Source organism: Vibrio sp. L3-7, assembly GCF_963898195.1.
Taxonomy (GTDB): domain Bacteria; phylum Pseudomonadota; class Gammaproteobacteria; order Enterobacterales; family Vibrionaceae; genus Vibrio; species Vibrio echinoideorum.
On record NZ_CAWQUW010000005.1, the window covers coordinates 129,126 to 149,372 of the forward strand.

At 43.1% G+C, this 20,247-nt stretch carries 14 protein-coding genes; 2 read left to right on the forward strand and 12 right to left on the reverse strand.

Annotation, left to right across the window (positions count from 1 at the left end; translation table 11 throughout):
- Positions 1 to 5 precede the first annotated feature (5 nt).
- On the reverse strand, positions 6 to 1,166 hold the full coding sequence (locus tag AACW75_RS05855) for an HD-GYP domain-containing protein (RefSeq protein ID WP_145570225.1): 1,161 nt from the start codon (positions 1,164 to 1,166) through the stop codon (positions 6 to 8).
- A gap of 409 nt (positions 1,167 to 1,575) precedes the next feature.
- On the opposite strand from AACW75_RS05855, the gene AACW75_RS05860 reads away from it, so the two are divergent.
- Positions 1,576 to 1,989 carry a VF530 family protein gene (locus tag AACW75_RS05860; RefSeq protein ID WP_102553252.1) on the forward strand — a complete coding sequence of 138 codons (414 nt, stop codon included), beginning with the start codon at positions 1,576 to 1,578 and terminating at the stop codon, positions 1,987 to 1,989.
- A gap of 99 nt (positions 1,990 to 2,088) precedes the next feature.
- On the opposite strand, the gene AACW75_RS05865 is transcribed toward AACW75_RS05860, so the two are convergent.
- The 7 genes from AACW75_RS05865 to AACW75_RS05895 form a co-directional block, all read right to left on the reverse strand.
- Positions 2,089 to 2,280, reverse strand: a complete 192-nt coding sequence (locus AACW75_RS05865) for a hypothetical protein (RefSeq protein ID WP_017076149.1) — start codon at positions 2,278 to 2,280, stop codon at positions 2,089 to 2,091.
- 278 nt (positions 2,281 to 2,558) lie between these two features.
- Positions 2,559 to 3,317, reverse strand: coding sequence for a sulfite exporter TauE/SafE family protein (locus AACW75_RS05870; protein ID WP_017076148.1), 759 nt, complete (start codon positions 3,315 to 3,317; stop codon positions 2,559 to 2,561).
- A 247-nt stretch (positions 3,318 to 3,564) separates the two neighbouring features.
- Complete coding sequence (locus tag AACW75_RS05875) at positions 3,565 to 5,085, reverse strand: tripartite tricarboxylate transporter permease (RefSeq protein WP_017076147.1); 1,521 nt, start codon at positions 5,083 to 5,085, stop codon at positions 3,565 to 3,567.
- Positions 5,086 to 5,095: 10 nt separating this feature from the next.
- Entirely contained in the window at positions 5,096 to 5,593 is a 498-nt protein-coding gene (locus AACW75_RS05880) for a tripartite tricarboxylate transporter TctB family protein (RefSeq protein ID WP_029225202.1), read from the reverse strand.
- A gap of 254 nt (positions 5,594 to 5,847) precedes the next feature.
- Positions 5,848 to 6,819, reverse strand: a complete 972-nt coding sequence (locus AACW75_RS05885) for a tripartite tricarboxylate transporter substrate binding protein (RefSeq protein WP_237297670.1) — start codon at positions 6,817 to 6,819, stop codon at positions 5,848 to 5,850.
- A 287-nt stretch (positions 6,820 to 7,106) separates the two neighbouring features.
- Complete coding sequence (locus AACW75_RS05890; protein ID WP_145570227.1) at positions 7,107 to 10,784, reverse strand: response regulator; 3,678 nt, start codon at positions 10,782 to 10,784, stop codon at positions 7,107 to 7,109.
- A 32-nt stretch (positions 10,785 to 10,816) separates the two neighbouring features.
- Entirely contained in the window at positions 10,817 to 11,860 is a 1,044-nt protein-coding gene (locus tag AACW75_RS05895; protein ID WP_145570229.1) for a response regulator, read from the reverse strand.
- Positions 11,861 to 12,180: 320 nt separating this feature from the next.
- Between AACW75_RS05895 and AACW75_RS05900 the strand changes: the two genes are divergently transcribed.
- A complete protein-coding gene (locus AACW75_RS05900; RefSeq protein ID WP_145570231.1) occupies positions 12,181 to 13,410 on the forward strand; it encodes a hypothetical protein in 1,230 nt (409 codons plus the stop codon).
- Positions 13,411 to 13,565: 155 nt separating this feature from the next.
- On the opposite strand, the gene AACW75_RS05905 is transcribed toward AACW75_RS05900, so the two are convergent.
- The 4 genes from AACW75_RS05905 to tssK form a co-directional block, all read right to left on the reverse strand.
- Positions 13,566 to 14,195, reverse strand: coding sequence for a protein kinase domain-containing protein (locus AACW75_RS05905; RefSeq protein ID WP_339385027.1), 630 nt, complete (start codon positions 14,193 to 14,195; stop codon positions 13,566 to 13,568).
- Between the two features lie 106 nt (positions 14,196 to 14,301).
- Positions 14,302 to 17,694 (reverse strand): type VI secretion system membrane subunit TssM, encoded by a 3,393-nt coding sequence (tssM, locus tag AACW75_RS05910; protein ID WP_145570233.1) that lies wholly within the window; start codon positions 17,692 to 17,694, stop codon positions 14,302 to 14,304.
- 2 nt (positions 17,695 to 17,696) lie between these two features.
- Positions 17,697 to 18,899: a type IVB secretion system protein IcmH/DotU gene (gene icmH / locus AACW75_RS05915; RefSeq protein WP_186437186.1), complete on the reverse strand. Its 1,203-nt coding sequence runs from the start codon at positions 18,897 to 18,899 to the stop codon at positions 17,697 to 17,699.
- Positions 18,899 to 20,230, reverse strand: coding sequence for a type VI secretion system baseplate subunit TssK (gene tssK, locus AACW75_RS05920; protein ID WP_237297672.1), 1,332 nt, complete (start codon positions 20,228 to 20,230; stop codon positions 18,899 to 18,901). Before tssK ends, icmH begins: the two co-directional genes overlap by 1 nt.
- Between the last annotated feature and the right edge of the window lie 17 nt (positions 20,231 to 20,247).

A 20,247-nucleotide genomic window follows, 5' to 3' on the forward strand; every position in this document is an offset into this window, starting at 1 on the left:
CTAATTTAGGCGGTCATAATATGTGGCTGAATTTCGTCGTTGTACTGCTCTCGAATCGACATGAAATGCTCTAGATTTTGCTTAAGCGCTGAAACGCATTCTGGATCAAACATAGAACCAGTGTGCGCCTCAATATAAGCCATTACGTCATTCAGTGACCAAGCGTGTTTGTAAGCTCTTTTGCTCATGAGTGCATCAAAGACATCCGCGAGTGTCACGATTCGCGCCTCTAGAGGGATCGCGTCTTGGCTTAGCCCGTCGGGTAATCCTCTGCCATCAAATCGCTCATGGTGGTGGCGAACAATATTCTTAATGAACTGTATTTCATCCATACACATTGAGCTGTGGTGAGAGAGGGCGACCACGTCATTAACCATCTCTTCACCATACAAGGTGTGATTGTTCATGATGGCTCTTTCTTCTTTGGTGAAGCTGCCAGTGCTGAATAACACGTTATCTGGGATCCGATATTTCCCTATGTCGTGAAAAGGGGCATATAACCGAATACGATGAATGAACTGATGAGTAATCTCATTGTTACTGTGTGATAAGGTGCGGGCCAGCTGTTCACTGTATTTCCCCATTCGTATTAGATGCTCTTTGGTTTCTGGATCGCGAGCGTGCCCCATGTTTAAGGCAATCGCTAATGATGATTGAAAGTGACGCTGTCGCTCAAACAGTTGAATGAACAAGCTAGAAATGACTTGAGTGAGATAAGCAATATCACATTGAATGTATTGCTGAGCAAAAAAACCGATTGATGAAGCGTTAATAAACACAAACCCAAGGTTACTTTCTTGGTAGTGAATAGGCGTCGTGTAACTGCTTTGGTGACCAAGTTTTAATAGATGTGAAACTTGTTTTGTCGGATGGGTAGAGGTGAGGTCGTCGATTATTCGAGTGTCTAGAGATTCAGCCATTCGAGACAGCTCAGATTCTGGTTTAAGTTCCTGCTCGATATAGCGATGTTCGGCTTCTTGGCAAAGGCTATCCGAAACAAAGTAATTCGAGGCTCTGTTTTCACTGCACAGTACGACTGAAAGCCGAGATAAGATGGGGTAATGTTCACGAGCGAGCCGGAAAAGGTCATCAACGATGGCGATAATGTCCTTATCTTGTGCGGCTACTCTGTTGAGCTGGGAGTAGTCAAACATATTGCAAGCCAACCTTTGTTTATATTTATATCAATAGCTTAGTCAGATCTTTATTATTTTTAGTATCGATAAAACCATAGCATTGCGTACTGATAAAGTGCAATGTCATCATTTAATAAATGGTTATTTCATAGCGTTACCATCATTTTTTGTTAACTTGAACTGCTGTGTTTTTCTTAATTAGAGAAGAGTATGCGATGTTGATGAAAGGAAGTGATGTGAATGAGAATCCGAGCGTTAAATGACCGTTTTGAAATTAAATCAAAAGATAAATAGGATAACGCACATGCTTTATGCCATCATAAAGGCATAAATAAGGGCAATGGATATAATGCCTAAGTGATTGAGCTAGAAACGGTCAGTGATGACGGTGTTCTAGAGTATATTCAAGGCCGTGAGCTGCCTTGAAAAAGGTAATGTTATGACTGAAGAAGAAAGAATCGAACTGCAACAAAACAACCCTCTACACGGCTTAAAGCTTGACATCATGATCACTGAGTTAGTGGATCATTATGGTTGGGAAATTTTGGATGCAGCAATGCGTATGAACTGCTTTAATACTAAGCCAACGGTAGTAAGTGCAGTTAAATATTTGAAGAAAACAGAATGGGCACGTGAAAAGGTTGAAAACTTCTACCTTTACCGTTTTAAGCGTATGCCTAAAGCTTCAGATATCGAGTATCAGATGCCCCCACGTTCACGTACATTCCGTCATGGACTAGAACCACGTGAGCCAATGGAATTGACAGTAGAGTCGATTCTTGCATCACAAGCTAAAGCGGCGTCTGCATTTAAAGAGCGCCGAGGCGGTAACGGCCGTAACTTTCGTCGTTAGATAGACGAAGTCTTGACTGCAAAATATAAAAGGAGCCTAAGCGCTCCTTTTTTAATGCGTATAACTTTTAAATACGTCTAAAGCTCATTGTTTTGAGCCTTAAGCTTCGTGGTTCTTTCTTTGATTCTTCCAAAGGTCAACAACATAGACAATGGCGCTGATCAGTAGGAATAGCGCTGACACAGAAAACAGAGCGGGCATTTTGAGAATCCACGCGAATGTGGCAGCAAGAAAAGCGACAAAGCAAATGAGTCGACTTGATGACATGACATGACCGAGTTTGATGTTCATAACGCCTCCTAATGAAGTCTCACTTTTGACAGGCGAATTATCTCACTTTCATTAAAATAAAGGCTAAAAAATAGTCTAAATTGTTATCAAATTTACTAATTGAAGGACTTGCTTCACATATTACGGCTTGGCTATTTTATAGTTCATAAAATAACCAGGGAGATGTTTGAGGTTGATTTGATACCTCTTCAATACTTAACGATTTGCGTTGTGTTTTGCGAATGAAAACCGTGATTACTGTAAGAAGTAGTTCGAATAAAACTTAGTTGGCATGGAACCTAGTTGGTATAAAAAAAGTAAGCGGTGATCAAAAAGCTAGCGACAATCACTGTGATACGAATGTACTGCTGTGGAATACGGCGAGAGATTTTTGCTGAATAATAACCTCCGACCAAGGTTCCGCATAAAACAGCTACTCCTGACGGCCAGTCTATCGAGCCATTGATGACGAAAAACACGATTGCCGCTAACGATGCACACGCAGAAACCAGCAGTTTGATGCCATTCATTACGTTGATGTTAGTGTAACCAGCCAGAGCCAAGTAACTCAATGTCACTATCCCCAAACCTGCATTAAAGTAACCACCATAAATACACACGATCAAAAGCAATACAGCTGAAAAGAATACCCCTGCGCTGGTGGCGTGTTTGTGTTTAGCCGTAACTTTTTTGAGCCATTTATTAAGCGTTCCGCCAAAGGTGAATAGAAGTGCTGCAAAAAGTAGTAACCAAGGAACGGATTGAGTAAATAAGGCTTCTGGTGTGTGCAATAGTAAAAACGCACCAATACCTCCACCAATGACACACAAAGCGATGACGAGCTTAAGTTGTTTTGTGCCTGATTGAATTTCGTGTCGAAGCGCGTAAGCACCACTGATATAACCCGCGCATGAAGCAAAGGTGTTGGTGGCGTTAGCGGCTATCGGAGGGACGCCAGCAAATAACAAAGCAGGGAAGGTGATGAAACTGCCGCCACCCGCGATGGAGTTAAGCACACCGCCAATCACCCCAGACAAGAATAGAATCAACCAATCCATAGTTTAAAAATCCAATGCGTTAAATGAATAATTACCTTACTTGATTTCGTTATGAATATCAGAGCTATGTGTTATGAAGGATCGAGTTTGTGAGTTTGCTACCAACTCGCTATTTAGCTTACCGCTGTTGTTATTGCGATTACTGCCGTTTCTGTTTCTGCTGCTGTTATTGCTGTTATTGCTGTCACTGCTATGGTTAAAAAAAGGAGCCAAGGCTCCTTTTTCGTTCTGCTGTCTTTGTTGAGTTTTAGACTTCTACCGGCTTTCTTCTAAAGCTTCTAAATAGCTTAACCAAGATTGGACTAGAAAGTACAAGTACAGCAAGAATGGTGAAGGTCATTGTAATCGGACGCTCCCACAAGAAGCTAAGTCCATTATCGCTGATCATCAATGCTCGTCTTAAGTTTTCTTCCATCAAACCACCGAGAATGAAACCTAACAACAACGGTGCTAGCGGGAAATTAGCCAACCTCAATGCGATAGCTGCCATCGCGACCAATAGCATGATGAAAACGTCCATGGTATTAAAGGAAACTAAGTAAACACCTGTAATAGAGAAGAACAATATCATTGGTAAAAGTACGGTTCTTGGTACCGCTAGTAACTTAGAAATGTACGGGATCAGCGGTAAGTTCAAAATAACCAATACGATGTTGCCGAAGTACATTGAAATAATCACTGACCAGAAAACATCAGGGTGTTCAACAAACAGACGCGGGCCAGGTTGAATACCGTAAGCGATCAACGCGCCGAGCATAATGGCTGTCGTACCAGAACCCGGAATACCAAGCGTTAACAGCGGTACAAATGACCCACTTGATGCTGCGTTATTGGCAGATTCCGGAGCCACTAAACCTCGGATACTGCCTTTACCAAATTCTTTTTGTTTGTCCTTTGGCGCTAAACTACGCTCCATACCGTAGCTTAAGAAAGCCGCGATGGTTGCGCCTGCACCGGGTAGAACACCAGTAAAGAAACCAAGGATTGAAGAACGAATTGAAACGGGAGCAACTTCTTTGAATTCTTCTTTGGTGATTTTCATGCTACCAATATCAGCCATCTTTTGGCTTTCTTCGCCGCTAGTGTCTTTTTCTGGTTTCAAAATGCCCATTAAAGTCTCACCTAAAGCGAATGTTGCCATTGCCAATAGTAAGAAGCTAAAGCCATCCATAAGGTCTGTTAAGCCAAATGTGAATCGCTCTACACCGACGCCTTTATCAATACCAACTGTTGAAAGCATTAGGCCAAGGATAGTCATCATCCATGCCTTAATGACTTGGCCGGGGCCTGCAAATGCGGCTACAGCCGATAACCCAAGTAACATTAGGGCGAAGTAGTCTGACGACTGGAAGCTCAAAGACACGCTTGCTAAGGCCGGTGCCGCAATCAACAACATAATGGCTGAAAGTGTACCGCCAGTAAACGATGAGTAAGCCGCCAATGCTAACGCTTTGCCTGCTTGTCCTTTCTGCGCCATTGGGTAGCCATCGAATGCGGTTACTACCGTTGAAGAACAACCTGGAGCGTTGATTAATATTGATGACGTCGAGCCACCAAATACCGCACCGTAATACACTCCAGCCATAAGAATAAGACCAGAAGAAGGATCTAAGCCGTAAGTAATCGGTATCATCAACGCAATGGCTGAAATAGGACCTAATCCCGGAAGCATCCCAATAAAGGTACCAACAAAACAGCCTACGATGACCATCATGATGTTCATTGGCATCACAGCGGTCGAAAGTCCTTGTAAAATTCCATCTAACATAATGTTATCCCTACCAAAGAGTGAAGATTAAACCAGGCTCTAGGTAGATATCTAAGCCTTGAGTTAATAGAAGAAAGAACGCGATAACGAATGGGAATGACGCGCCAAACAAAATAGATTTACGGCGTTCACCCAATAAGTAAAAGCCTGCGAGTAAGAAGAAGCTTGTTGCCAGAACAAACCCAAGGTAAGTAAGGCCAACTCCGTACAGTGCCATTAACACCAAGAACCCAATCAGTAGCTTCCAATCAAAGTCAGAGATTGCACCGCTTTCTTTGTCTACTTGCCCAGTAACGAGCAACAGCAGTGATAATCCAATACCCGCAAAGGTTAGAAGTGTTGGTAATGTGCGAGCCGTAAAAGGTTCATACTCGTCGCCAGGGAAAAGAGGAATGAGTGTGGTTTGGTAGCCATAGCAAAGGCACACGAGTAAAAAAATCATTGCCCCGACGCGATCGCGACATAACAAATATTCTTTACTTAAAAATTTGGTTGGTAGGTCCGACATATCCAACTCCGTTTGGGGTAATAAAGGAACGTAAAAAAGCCGTACATGAGCGAGTTAGTGAATAATGTCTGGGATCACTAACCTAAGGTAAGCGGATTACAATGCTTAATATTTAAGCCACTTGCTTCTCTAGTGATTAGACAAGTGTGAGTAATTCGATACGAGTAAACAAAGGAGTTTGAAGTTAACTCATGTACGGCGAAACAAGGAAAGAGTGAAGAGGGAATGGATAAGATACCCTCTTCGGTTATAGATTATTTCAAGAAACCAAGCTCACGCATTAGGTCGCCCATCTGTTTTTCTTGGTCTTCTAGGAAGGCGTAAAAATCTTTGTCAGCTTTGTAGTTGTCGATCCAACCGTTACGGTCACGAACCACTTGCCATTCATCAGTCTTGTACAATTTGCCAAGCGCTACATTCCACTCGTCGATTTTTGCTTGGCTAGTACCAGGAGCGGCGAAGAAACCACGCCAGTTAGCAAATACTGTTTCGTTGCCGTATTCAGTCAGTGTTGGGATATTAGGTGCAGCATCAAGACGCTTTGGCGCCGTTACAGCAAGCACTTTTACTTGGCCAGATTTAGACATTTCTAGGACTTCACCAAGGCCAGTAGAAAGAAGCTGTGTTTCGCCAGACAGTAGCGCTGCCATTGCTTTGCCGCCTGCATCATATGCGATGTAACGTACTTTCTTAGCGTCGAAACCCTCGCCTTTGAACGCCGCGGCTACCACAAGGTGATCCATACTGCCACGAGCTGAACCACCTGCGATTTTCACTTTACGTGGGTTGGTTTCGAACTCTTTTACTACATCTTCCCAAGTGTCGTACTTCGAATCAGCAGACGCCACGATTGCACCGTAGTCGGCAATAGTTGCTGCAACTGGTGTTAGGTCTCGGAAAGATTGTGGGAAGATACCTGTTAGTGAGCGAACAACGATAGGTGTTGAGTTCACCATCAACGTGTCTTCTTGGCGTTGAGCTGTTTCGATTAGGTGTGCAATGGCTTTACCGCCGCCGCCACCAGACAAGTTTTGGAAAGAGACATTTTCAACGATGTCTGATTTCACTAATACATCACCTGTGCCACGAGCCGTCATATCCCAACCGCCGCCAGCACCGCCAGGGATTAGGAAGTGGATTTTCTCTAGGTCAGCAGCAAAAGTGTTGAAAGAAAAGGTAGCTGCGATGATAGAAGCCGCAAGAGTAGGTTTCAGTGCCTTGAACATGGTTCACGTTCCTTATGTAGGGGATCTCTTCAATGGAGAGAAACTTATGTTTTATATCCAGCTGCTAAACACACGAGTAGGGCATTGCTTAGCAGATGAGGTTAAAGTTAACGATGTGTTAACTAATTGTCTTTAATGCGGCGATATTGAGGATAAAGAACATTGGGTGAATAAAGTTCATAAAGTTCACAGGGAGGTGTGAATGTCTCTATTGGTTGTTACACATAAAAAAGAGAGCCTCTGAGGCTCTCTTTAACGGTTTGAAAGTTAGAACAAATGCAGCCTGATCATGATGAATTAGCTAATGCTGAGCCTTTGAGCAGTTCAGTGGCGGTATCGAAGTCGAATTCTTCTAGTGCGTTTTCCAACCTCTTAAACTCAGAAGGTGTTAACCCAACCACGGCACCGTTTTCAAGGTTAAGAATGATGTTGAGTGCTTCTGTATCATCGTTGGCAACGGCTTCCAGCAATTGATGATACAACTTGGCGTTTGGCTGGTTAGGCGAGGAATCCGTGTTTGTCTTTTTCTCCTCCAAATCATTATGGGTTGGTTCTGACTGCGAGAGTGAGCTTGCGATCTGTTGGCTTAACGTGATCGTGGTTTTGATGACCTTCTCTTTTAAATCGGTATCAGTGAGTTCGGATTCCAGCTTTTCACATAGACGATGCAAGTCGCTAGCCCCGAGGTTACCAGCGACACCTTTGAGGGTATGTAAGTAACGTTGATGTGCACTGCTTGATAGTTCGGTATCTAAGGTGTTTTTATCAGAGTAGGCTTCGATAAATCGTTTTAAAAGCTTTATGTATAACTGATGATTGTTGCTAGCTCTCATTAACCCCATTTTGGTATTAAGACCGTCAATGACAGGTAACACCTTCGGCGCTTTCTCTGAACTGCTATCACCTTGTAGATTTGTGGTGGTGGACTCTTGTAACGAAACATTGAACTGTACTGGGTTAGAAGGTGAGATCCAGCTTGCTAAGGTCGCGAACATTGAGCCGACATCAATTGGTTTTGCGATAATGTCACTCATCCCGCAGTTGAGCGCCTTCTCTTTGTCTCGCTCCATCACATTTGCGGTCATCGCAATGATTGGGGTTTGTGTATCTTTTATTTCGTTACGAATATGCTGTGTTGCCTCGTAACCGTCCATGATTGGCATTTGGCAGTCCATCAATATGCCGTCGAAAGGTAAGTCATTAGTGATGGCTTGTTGATAAAGCTCGATTGCACGTTGGCCATTTTCAGCAATGGTGACTTTGATTTTTTGCCCCTCTAACAGTTCTGTCGCGAGCTCTTGGTTTATCTCGTTGTCTTCAACCAATAAGATGTTAGCGCCGGCTAATTGTTGAACGTTGGCGAGTTGATTTTGTTGTTCTAATTCGCTGCGAGATACGCGGTCTGAATCGAGCCCGTAAAGAGAGACGATTGAGTCATAGAGGTGGGAAGAGGTGATAGGCTTGTCCAAAATACTCGGGACCTCGAATCCTCTTTTGGTTATGGCTTCGGCTAATTCTTCTCGGCCATAAGCAGTCAGCATCATTATTTTCGGTTCTTTACTCAGCGATAAGCCGTGATTCAGTGCTTCCAATAGGTCAACACCATCGCGTTTGGGCATCTTCCAATCTGAAATAATAAGATCAAATGGCTTATTATCAGTGTCAGCGGTGTGCAGTTCAACTAAGGCTTCATCAACGGAGGCGCTTAATGTTGGAGTGAGCTTCAAGGATTCTAAGATATCACCGACGATCAAGCGTGCACTTGAGTTGTCATCAACCACTAAGACCTTCAAATGATTAATGGAGGTTGGAACGACTACTCGGTTTTGGGTAATTGAACGACTAACACGAGTGGAGATAGAGAATGAGAAGGTTGATCCTTTGCCAAGCTCTGTCGTCACTTGGATGTCTCCACCCATCAGTTGGCTGAGCTCTTTACTGATCGCTAAACCTAGCCCAGTACCGCCATATTTCCGAGTGGTAGAACTATCAGCTTGCGTGAATTTAGTGAATAGTTTGGCGGCTTGTTCTTGTGTCATACCAATACCGCTATCAGACACAGCGAATTTCAGTTTTATGTTGTCAGCGTGTCTTTCTTCAACGGATATTGAAATTTTAACTTCGCCTTTCTCGGTAAATTTGACGGCATTGTTACTGAGATTGATAAGGATTTGGCCGAGTCTTAAAGGGTCACCAATAAGGTTAGTTGGTACGTCTCTGTCTACTTGAATAAGCAGTTCTAAACCGCGTTCTGACGCTCGTAATCCGACTAAGTTAGTAATATTGTCTAGTACGTTCTCAAGGTGGAAATCGACGTTTTCGATGTCCAATTTACCCGCTTCAATTTTAGAGAAGTCTAGAATATCGTTGATTAGCCCCAATAGGGTGTCTGAAGAGAGTTTCACTTTATGGATGTAGTTACGCTGCGCTTTCGTAAGGTCTGTTTTCAAAGCTAGGTAGCTCATTCCAATGATAGCGTTCATCGGAGTTCTGATTTCATGACTCATGTTTGCAAGGAAATCGGACTTAGCTTGATTGGCAGCGTCAGCGTCATCACGAGCAACGGCTAGGCTGTACGCGAAAGCTTCTAAAGCTGAATGCGCTTTGTTGGCAAGCAAACCCATCAATAAAATAATGATAAAGAAAATCACACCACCGACGGCTAAATGGAAAGTTACACTAGATGAGTCTTTAACATTAACACTTTCAGTCAAGTGACGTTGGGAAACGAAATCTCGCAGTTCTAAGAAACTTTTATCCATCGCCTTAAGTAGCTGGTGGCCTCGCATTTGTGAATTAACTAATTCCGTAAATTGTGATTCATAGACACTGATATGGTTGTCAAAGGAGGTAGTTTTTACATCTGGCGCATACAAGGTAATCAGTCGTTGCGCATTATAAGCCTTGGATTGCATCTCATTAATAACGCGCGATACTTTGTCGGCGATGAGCTTCTGTTCCTTTGAATTTGCGAGCAGAAAATCTCGGTTGAATCGATTTGAACGACTTAGTAGCGTGCGAATTGCCAATAAGTCTTGCCCTATGAGCAATTGGGAAGAGAGTTCTGCTTGAGATTGAGAAACGAGATGATTCAGTTCCGCGACTTGGCTCTGTTTAGCTTGATAGAGTAATCCGACCGAACGAGAAAACTCAGAGCCACTAAGGGTGACTTGATTGATGAGCGAGGCTCTTAACTTTTTAGACGAAATCGGTACACCTTGAAGCTGAACTAAGTTGGTGTAATAACGATTTTTTGCCTTTTCGACAATCTCTAAAAGCTGTTGTCCTTTGTCATCTAAAATCTGATCGTGTAACTCGGTAATCAACTGTGAAGCCTTTTGCATCTCAATCTTGACCAGTGAGTAGGTCTTTAGGTTACCATCGAGTAAATACTCTTTTTCGAGGTTTTGTATATTAACCGCGAGAGTGGTGAGTTGACTGGTTTTTAAGGTAATGTTGGTGAGTTCTTCACTGGTTAATCGTAATCCTCGAATGTTTTGACTGTTTTGATTAATGGCTTGATTATGCAGATCCCTCATCTCTCGTAATAGCTCTGTCGCGGCATTGGAACGCTCATCCATAAGTGTTCGAGTCGATTGATTCAATTCGACAATGTCGACATATTGCTTGAATTGAATCAAATAATCCGTGAGTAAATTGATAGGAAGTGATGCTGCATATTGATCGGCATAATCATTAGCTAGACTTACGGTTTGTTCTGCTTCTTGATCAAAACTAGAGACGACTTGTTCGTTGTAGTCGTTACTGAAAGACAGCTCATAAACACGCAGTTTATCGAGTGAGGTCAGCACACGAGTACTGGAAGCGTATTCTTCAACGCCGATGAAGCGGTTATTGAGGTTGATCCAAGCGCCGACTGCGACGGAAAACACAACGATAGCCGCTACGAGAAAAGAGACTAAGATTATTTTCGAATCGTTAGCAAATCTTGAAACAGTATTCATAAAATACCTGTATTTATATAGTACCAGCGAACTTAGTTTTCTGGTTCATCAGTAAAAGAGTCTTTGATCGCTAACATCTCGTCGAGCTTACTAATGAAGATTGGCACTAAATTAGGATCAAAATGATGGCCGGCTTGTTCTTGAATAAGCTCAATTGCTTTTTGAATAGGCCAAGCTTCTTTGTAAGGGCGTTCGCTGGTCAGTGCGTCGAATACGTCGGCAATCGCGACAATTCGTGCGCTGAGTGGGATATCGTCGCCGGAGAGTTTGTGAGGGTAGCCGCTGCCATCCCATTTCTCGTGGTGGTAAAGGGCGATCTCTTGAGCAAGCTTCAGCAATTTGGAGTCGTTACTTCCAATAATGTCTCCGCCAATAGTGACGTGCGTTTGCATTATTGCCCATTCATCTGCATCAAGTTTACCGGGCTTACCTAATATGCAGTCGGGGATACCGATTTTACCAATGTCGTGCATTGGTGCCGCTTGAAAGAGAAGCTCAACCCATTCTTCATTTACGTCTAACTGTTGGGCAAGAATTTTAGAATAGTAGCTCATTCGAACGACGTGCATTCCCGTTTCATTGTCTTTGTACTCTGCTGCACGACCGAGTTTGCGGATAATCTCAAGTCGGCTCATAGCCAATGCTTCGGTTCTCTGCCTTACTTTACGAGACAGCGCCAAGTTTTGGTCATAGAGAGAAATATGAGTAACCACACGCGCTTTAACGATAGGTGGACTGACAGGCTTGGTTATGTAGTCCACCGCACCTAATTCAAAACCTCGTTGCTCATCGACCACGTCGGTTTTGGCGGTAACAAAGATAACGGGGATATCGGACGTGACTGGGTCACTTTTAAGTCGGTGGCAAACTTCATAGCCGTCCATTTCAGGCATCATGATGTCGAGAAGAATGAGGTGAGGTTTTGGTGAGGAGGAAGCTATCTTTAACGCTTTTTCGCCTGATGTAGCCGCTTTGATCCTAAAGTCGTCGTTAAGGATCCCCGAGAGAGTGTGGATGTTGTCTGGGATATCATCAACAACCAAAATAATGGGTTTATCTGTCGTAATTTGATTCATTTTTCGTCCCTAAAAAATTTAATCAGATTGCTATGTTCTATGCTAATAAAGCGTAGTGGAATTTGGTGGAAACGCATGATTTCAGGAGAGTTAATTGTTGGTTTTGGAATCTAAAAGGAATAAATGATGAACCTTTATATGAATAGATATTTTATATGTTAACCTTTATTTAACAAAGAATAACTGCATAGATTGTGCAGCAGTGCGATCAGGGTTGAATTGTCCAGGGTTTAGTTCGCTAAGACCGAATGATTCAGAGGGACTTAGTCGTTCAAGTTACTTTCAAACCTATCGTGGGCTTGTTACAGGGAGAACGTACGATGCCGAATACAGGGCTAACCATCATTCAGAAAGATATGCTATCGCTTTTTGCGAATGCTGATTTGGTGGGTGTTACTAAAGTAGACAAAGTTAAGATTGCGGTTGCAGCTGCCACCGAAGTAGACAGCTTTACGGGCACCATTACCGAGGCTGTGACAGGGAGTGGAACAAGCCTTGCTGGTATGATTGAAAACATAACTGAGCAGATAAAAGAAAAATTCCTCGATTATGCAAAGAGCATTACCAGCATAGCGATGGATGATATTAAAGCTCAGATATTGAGCATGATTCCAAGCTTGGTAAAACGGATATTTGCTGATTTGGCGCCAGCGATTGATGACATTAAAGAAGCGGCCACTCGAATCTATTCGGCTCTAAGCAAAGCGGTTAACAACCACAAAACTCGCCATTTGAGCTCTATGACAACCACTCGTGTTGGTGCTGACGTGATTGATAAAATCCGTGGTGAGATTCGTGCTGTTGCCATCGAAGATTCAATGATTGCACTGGCTCATGGCGGAGTCATTGCGATTAATCTAGCCAGCTCAGGTATTGGTGCCACCGTAACCAGCATCGTTAAAGCCGTCCTTTCTATCTTTAATTTTTTCCGTGGTTTATACGACAAGTGGGTAATGGAAAGAAAGTTTCGCAAGTTTAAGCAAGAGTGCGTGATGCTAAATCAAAAGCGAGACGTTATCGGTGCGAATTTCTTCAGAGATTGGTTCAAAATGAAGTTGGAGGAAATTCCTGTGATTGCTTCTTATATGGTTTGTATGCCTTGCTACAGTTCACCATATAACTTCCTTTCAATTACCGATATAACGCCACCACCGCCGAATATGAGGACTCGCTTAACTCGAAGAATTAAGCGTAAGTTTGGTCGTAAGGTGAATACCGATCCTTCAGTGATCAAGTTATCTTTCCAGAAATCGACTTTGAGTGCTTATGCCACATTGCAAGAAGAAGCCAAGGCGTTTATTGCCAATAGCGAAATAGCGCTTGAGAGTAATAAACTTGGTGTGAAACAGGCGTTAAATGCCGCGCGCGGTGAACCGAACTTTATTCCGGGAACGGATGAGAAGGCCTTTACCAAAGCAGTAAGAAAACAGCAGGTTAAAAACCTACTCAATGGCACCACTATCAAAGAGAGCGTAAAAGAAAGTCTCTCCCCAAAAGCGTTGGCTTCAACCGTTGCTGGCGGGTTGGAGTCACTGTTAGTACCTGAATAACAAAACTTATTGAATAACAAAGTGACTAGAATAAAGTGCAACTTGAATCACTCAGGTTATCTAGTTCGTAATATAGGCTAATTGGCTAAAAGCGAGCAAAAAGCGGATGATCGATCATCCGCTTTTTCGTTGCCTACAGATACGATATGGCCGATTTATCTGTGCTGTTTTAATAGAACCTGATATCGACTGGGTAGGGCTGCGTCATCTAAAAATTCTTCTAACATAACCGCGACAGCGAACCAATCGTCAAGCTTGCTTGTGACTGACTGTGCCCTTGAGTATCGAGGCGTGTAGCTATCAAAGCGAAGCTGTGCGCGTTCAATGCCAATGTTAGTAGCAGATCCAAAGTCGATGAGTTGAGCTTGTCCTTGTGGGTTGAACACGATGTTGGATGGCTTAATATCACCATGAATGAAGCCTAAGGTGTGGATTTGGTTAATTGTAGCTTCTAAAGCGTTAAGCCAGTGTGAGGGTAAACATTCCGTTAAATTTGAATCTGCTTGTATTTCTAGCAGTGTTTTACCATTCATGTAAGAAAGAACTAAGCAGTCACTCTTGTGGCTAGAAAAATAATCACAATAGTTCGACCAGATATCTTTTGTATTGAAACCGGTATTGAAATTGGTATTTGAATACAGAAACTCAGCTTCTTGTTTTAGAAAGTGACGGTGTTTTAGCTCTTGAGCGTATTTAATGGTCACCAGTCCCCAACTAGAGTGCTGGGCTCGGAAAACCCGTGAACTTAAACGAACGAGGTTAGTGTATCCATGAGCTTTGAACACTAGCAGAAGCTTTTCATCGTTCAAACCCCTTTTTTTTGAAGAGGCATCATCTTCGTAAGGTTGAGCTCGCCTTGATGTGCAAGGCGAGCTGTTTGAAAGTGTGTTATTAGATACCACTTGGTAGCGAGAATCCAGAGAAGAAGCCGGGAACAAATGGGTTCGATTGGCCTTGAGTTTTGATGGTCAGCTTCACTTTGCTATCACCGTATACAAACTCAACTTGAGTATCTTGAGCAGAGGTAAAATTCACGTTTGGCTCAAACAAGCGGAACCAACTCCATGTCCCTTTTACGGTGTTCTGGCCAATTGTAGAATCCTGAGCATTAAGCTGAATGCCTAGCTTCTCGATAAACTTCGCGTCACCTTGCCATGATTGTTGGCTCCATAGTGTTGGGCCATGACGATAGGTAAAGATAGGCTTATCTGAAATGATCGAAAACTCCGTGATGTTTGGCGTCATATCGACGGCCTTCAGTTGGAAATTGATCAGAATGTTCGATGGATCCGCTAAGAATAGGGCGTTCTTTATATCAGCGGCCTTATCAATCATTGTCCAAACTTCAGGTGTAATGGATAACCCTGTACCTGGTAGTAACCCCGGTAAGTAGGGGGCTTCGTCACTGTTTTTGATAAATCCATTTAGACGAGTTTGAGAGAATTTATCGACGATGCCATTAGTAACGAAGAAGGCTTTAACATCCGCGACACTCACGTCTGATTTAGATTTTCGGTTGAACGGATAAAACGAAGCCAATCGCTGTTGGTAAGGTTGATACACTTCTTTCGACCACGCTGTATTCAGGTAGTCGTGAGCCAGTGACATCACCGTTTCATTACTCTGGTGTACCACCTTATTAATTAGCTCTTCAGCGACCGCTAAATGATTGTTGGAGAGGCTTGATAGTGACGCAATCGGATTACCAGCTTGCAACGTCACAGACAGTGTTTCAAAGGCGACCTTTTGTGGCTCTTTGGTCTCGTAAAACTTGTCTCCCCATTTTTTAGCATTAATAAAGGCTGTCAGTAGGTTGTCGATGGGCTTCTTACCTTGGTCATTGGCAGAAACCTGTTTTTTGTATGCTTGGAAACTAAGAGATATCTGACGAGCGGATTCCTTTTTATCAGGATCTTGAATCGGCATGCTTGCAGGATCTTGTTCCTTGTCATCCTTGGCTGGTATCTCTAGTTCTACATAGGTGTACTTAGCTATCGTCGAGTACAAACTGACTAGTGGATTATTACTGGCTTCCGACAGGCTCGTTAACGTATTTTTTAATTGCGTAGGATCGGCCACTTCTTTGACTTCGACATTACGGACCAAATCACGCCAATAGTTAATGTAATCATTCTGGTAGGTTTGCTTCAACTCTCGGCTGATTCGATGAAGCTCCAGCGCGCTAGGATAAGCTCCGGCAACCCCCTCATAAGACTGCAATGCCGATCTTAGAGTCGGAGAGTTGACTGATAAATCGAGCTCGTTAAATCCCGTTGGCGTATAGATATAAGGAACTAAGTAGCCAGCGTAACTTGGCGAAAATTGAAGTACTGAACCAAAGTTATCACCTAATTCACCACGAATATCGACGCGCTTTGCATAGGTAGTAGAACTTTGGATATGTTCGTACAACAAGGTTTCAATACCTGTCTGTGTGATGACTTTCTTGGCTAGGCTCTCTAAATCATGGTTCGATTTTATTGGCGTCAGGTTACGTGCAAAGATGTCATTCAATAGTACTTCTAGCTGAGCAATGTTGACGCTATCTGCCTCTCCTTGGTCTTGCAGCGTACGAACGTAGTAGTTTTTAAGCTCTTGGACATTGGTTCTGTCTTTGCTGAAAAGTAAACGGTAGTTATTAAGCAGAGACAGCGTTTGAGATTGGTCTTCAAGGTTTACGTACACAAACAAGTCTTTCTCGATCGTATTTTCCATCGAAGGGATAAGCACCTGTTGTAGCTCCGTGAAATAGGCTTCTTCGACTTCTTCCTTGATGCTAGGGTTTGGCATAAACGACAGGCTATACCAAGGCTCGGGCTGCTTGTAGAGGTTATAGATTCGCTGCAGTGAGAACAGATTCGGAATGTTATCTGCCATGTTTTCAATATCATAAGGAGAGGCAGATATCGCTTCTTTGTAGCGCTCTAGCATTATATCAGCTTTGGTTTCACGTTGATTTTGGAAATCAAAATCGAACTTAATCACCAATAACACCGCTGCGAGTAAACCAATCCAAGAGAGTGTGAACAGAACTTGGTTAACCAACAAGGTGTTCTCTTTACGCTTGTTTACGCCGACCAGTTCGTGTTCCGATAGGATCACGTGTGTCATGAGGTATTGGGCAAACAAAGTCTGATTAACAGGGATTTGCTCGTTCTGTTGGTAATGCTCGTGTCCTACAGAATAAGAGACCGCACTCGCCAGCAAGTCTGATTGCGAAGAGCTTTGGCCGTCATGAGTGAAATAGAAGCCTCTGAACTGCAGTGCGTCACTGAGTTGCTCACCTCGATACAATCGATTGAGGAACAGCCAAAGATTTTGTTTCAATAGTCCAAACTGGAAAGGAGCACTGGCAATAGAGTTTCGATAATCTTGATTCAATTGACCTGCCAGTGCATTGCTCATGTTCGCAATCAATTCACTGATTAAATGATCGTATTCATTATTGAACCAGTTCGCATCGATGCCACCGTGTGCTGAATAAGGAGCTGTGGCACCGAATACTTCATCTCTTTTCGACTCATCAAAAGCAGAGAAGAACTGACAAAAGTCGCTGATGCTGCCCATGTTCGAGATGATGTTATAAATCGGTAGGCTGACCCCAAAAGCTTGATTGAACGTCTTGATTGTCGATTTAAGCTCGTCAGCCTGTTGTGTTATCTGTTCGTTATTTTCCAGTAGTGACGATACGTCAGTGGTAAGCAACAAGCCATTAGCTGCTTGTCTCGGGCGCCATGCGGTTAGAGACTGACTGAGTGTTTTTAGATATTCAGGATGTTGGTCTTCCCCCATACTCACCGACACTAAAATAGAGTGCTCGCTTACCCAAAATAGAACAGGGAATTCAATGTCATTACCGAAGTCGTCAAGCTTATAGGCTTCGTAACCCATTTGAGTGATGATGCTTTTGTCTTTGTTCGGGTTTTGACTCAGTAGTAAATAGATCGGTTGGTCGTAGCGGCTAGTTAAGCGAGTTTTACGTTTCTGCCCGCTGATCATCCGTTTAAAATGATTTGCTAATTGCTTTTGTCTTTTCTGAATCAGTTCTTTGTCTAAAGACTCTTCTTGTGATTTTGCGCTGCGTTTAATGACCACCCAATAGCAAATGAAGCCGATAAGCGTAGAGATAATGGCGATAGTCGTCAGCGCCCACACCAAATAAGCATTGAGTGGTGTTAATAGAATAATGCTAGAGGCGACGGTAAAAAAGGCGACAGAGGCTAGGGCTGAGATGCCCACTGTTTTCTTAACGTTGCCTGACTTGTTTGATTTGGCATCCGGCATAATCAGTTAGACTCTTCCTTGTTTAAGTCATGTGCAGAAGTGCGAACAATAATGGCGTTTATTTGGTCACTTTCTACGTACCAAGCTTTGGTTGTTCTCGCTTCTTCTGAGGTGTTGGCTCTTAATATCACTCGATAGTATTTCTTGTAAGGTGAGATTATTGGTTCATAAGCTGACGGAGATAGGTTATTGATGAAAGCTTGGGCATTTTTCTTACTTGAGAACGTTGCGAGTTGAACCAACCAATTAGCTGAACTTGGCGTGAAGTTAGTCGTTTTTGAGGCTTCTACTGCGTCAGCTTTACTCGCGTGACGAGGAGGGTTTTCTAAGTCGTTATCTTGGCTGATGAAGACAATGTCTTTGATTTCTCCAGAGAGAACGTAGCGTTCGCTAAAGTTCGGTAAAAAGGTGAAATCACGAGATCGTTGTGCGTGGGTCTTGTTGTACCAGAACTCTGTTAAGCCAATACTGGTTGCTATCAAACAAAAGAAAAACAAGCTAGTAATGAAGTAACGTTTACGTCTTGTTGGTTTTCTTACGTCAGGTAGCTTTACCTTAGTGTGGCAGTGAACGCCACTGGCGGTGCGATATTGGCTGATGGTTTGTTCTAGTTGATGGACGAATGCCTTTAACTGTTCAGCACCTCCTTCACGATATTGGCCTTTGAATCCAATATTGATAAAGAGGTAGATGATCTCCAGAAGATCAATCAGTTTGTGTGGCTGTCTTGCTGCTTTTTCAGCAACAGAGAAGAAAAGTTCACCACCATTACGCATGCCAAACAGTTCACTCAGCAGAGTTTTGTTTTCCCAGCCGCGTTGCTCTCCCCATTCGGTGTAGATGATGAATTCATCAATGACTACAGCGTACAAAAAGCAAAGTTTATCGATAACGGCAATAGGGTAGGTAAGTTCGGTTGCTTGAGCCTTTATGTCGTTAATGCCCTGAATAAACTGCTCACGGAAAACGGCTAAATCGTCAGGTTCAGACAGCGTTGAGATTTTGAGTGTTTTAGTAAGTAAATCACTACTGATGTTGATCAGCTGATTTTCTGCTTTATCAAAGTGACGCAGAAACTCTTCTTGGGTGCTGGTGGAATGCACCCCGACTAATTTAGAGAAAGCTTGGTCTGACTCTGTATTCGCAGAGCCTTTGGATGCTTTATCTATGACCAGCGTTTCTTCGTCTAAATAATCCATGGCCATTATCTCAACGCGTAAAGAACAACTTCGAGAGCGGGTATGCGAGCATCGACGTGCAGCGCAATCGCATCACGCGTATCAAGCATATCCAACCAATTCCGGTCTTTGGTGTCGACTTCAAAATAAGCGACACCTTGCATCGGTTTGAGCTCACTCGGTGCGATAGGTAAAGGCGTTAATGAAATACCAGACAGCGAACTTCTCACTAACTCAACAATCTTGTTGTTACTGCTTAACTTGGCCGAAATTGGGAACAGCTCATTTAGCTCTGTACTGCTGATATCGGACTTAACACTTAGAACGAAACGTCGGTTATAAACGCTGCTAGGGTCTTTAATCAACGTGCGAAGTAAACGGCGTTTCTCAAACAGTGAAATATCCCACTTGAACTCGATAACCGAGTCTTGTTGAACCAGCGTCAGTAAGTTTCTTAGGCTCGAAAACAGTGGGTTAAAGTTGTCATAGAGCTTGTCATATTTTAAAGGCTGGCACTCATCTGGAATCGCTGGTGTTAACGCCATGACTTGAGCCTGGAACTGTTTCAACTTTGAATACAATTCGTGAGTTGGGTATTTAGTGTTACTGATGGTTAATTCAAACCACGGTAGCCAGGTGTTGAGAGTCTGAAGCCACAAGAAATCTTGCATCATCGACTGAGGACTCTTTTGACCTTGGCCAGCCTCGATGCGTTTAAGAAGGTTTTGAGCTCGGTTACTTACCAACGCATGAATTTCTTTGACTCGTTCACTAAGCAGTGTTGAAGCGCCGTAATGTAAGCAGGCAGGGATAAAGGCTCTATCGAGCATGACTTCATCAGAATCACTAATTTCTAAAATTTTAGCGACGGGAATTAGGGTAAAACCAGACGTGTCTTCTCCAGCGAATTTGAGGCCGATATTAAGCTGAGCGACATCAACTTCAACACTGGCATTTTCAGAGGTAGAAGTATCGAATACATTGATTGAACGGGTGAGGTAACGGCTTTGTTCCTGGCCATCTTCGCTGTAATCATTGTTGCCTTGTAAGGAGATTGGCAGAGCAAGATAAACGATGGTTTCAATGGTGCCTTGAGGAATGTCGACTACGATTTCTTGCTTGAGATTGAATTGGGTTCCATCGGGGAACACACCAGAACAGCTTGGAATAGACAGCTTGCCGATCTTCAATAAATCGTGGTTAAGCACTAACTCGGTGATGCCGAAGAAAGGGGCAAAACCGGCCAGTGTTTCGATATTCTGACGAATGTAGTTTTGCACATAGCGGTCTTGCTGCTGAAAGTGCTGAGGTGCAATAAACATCCCTTCTTGCCAAACTACTTTTTTGAAAGCGTCCACGTAAAATCCTTTTCTAT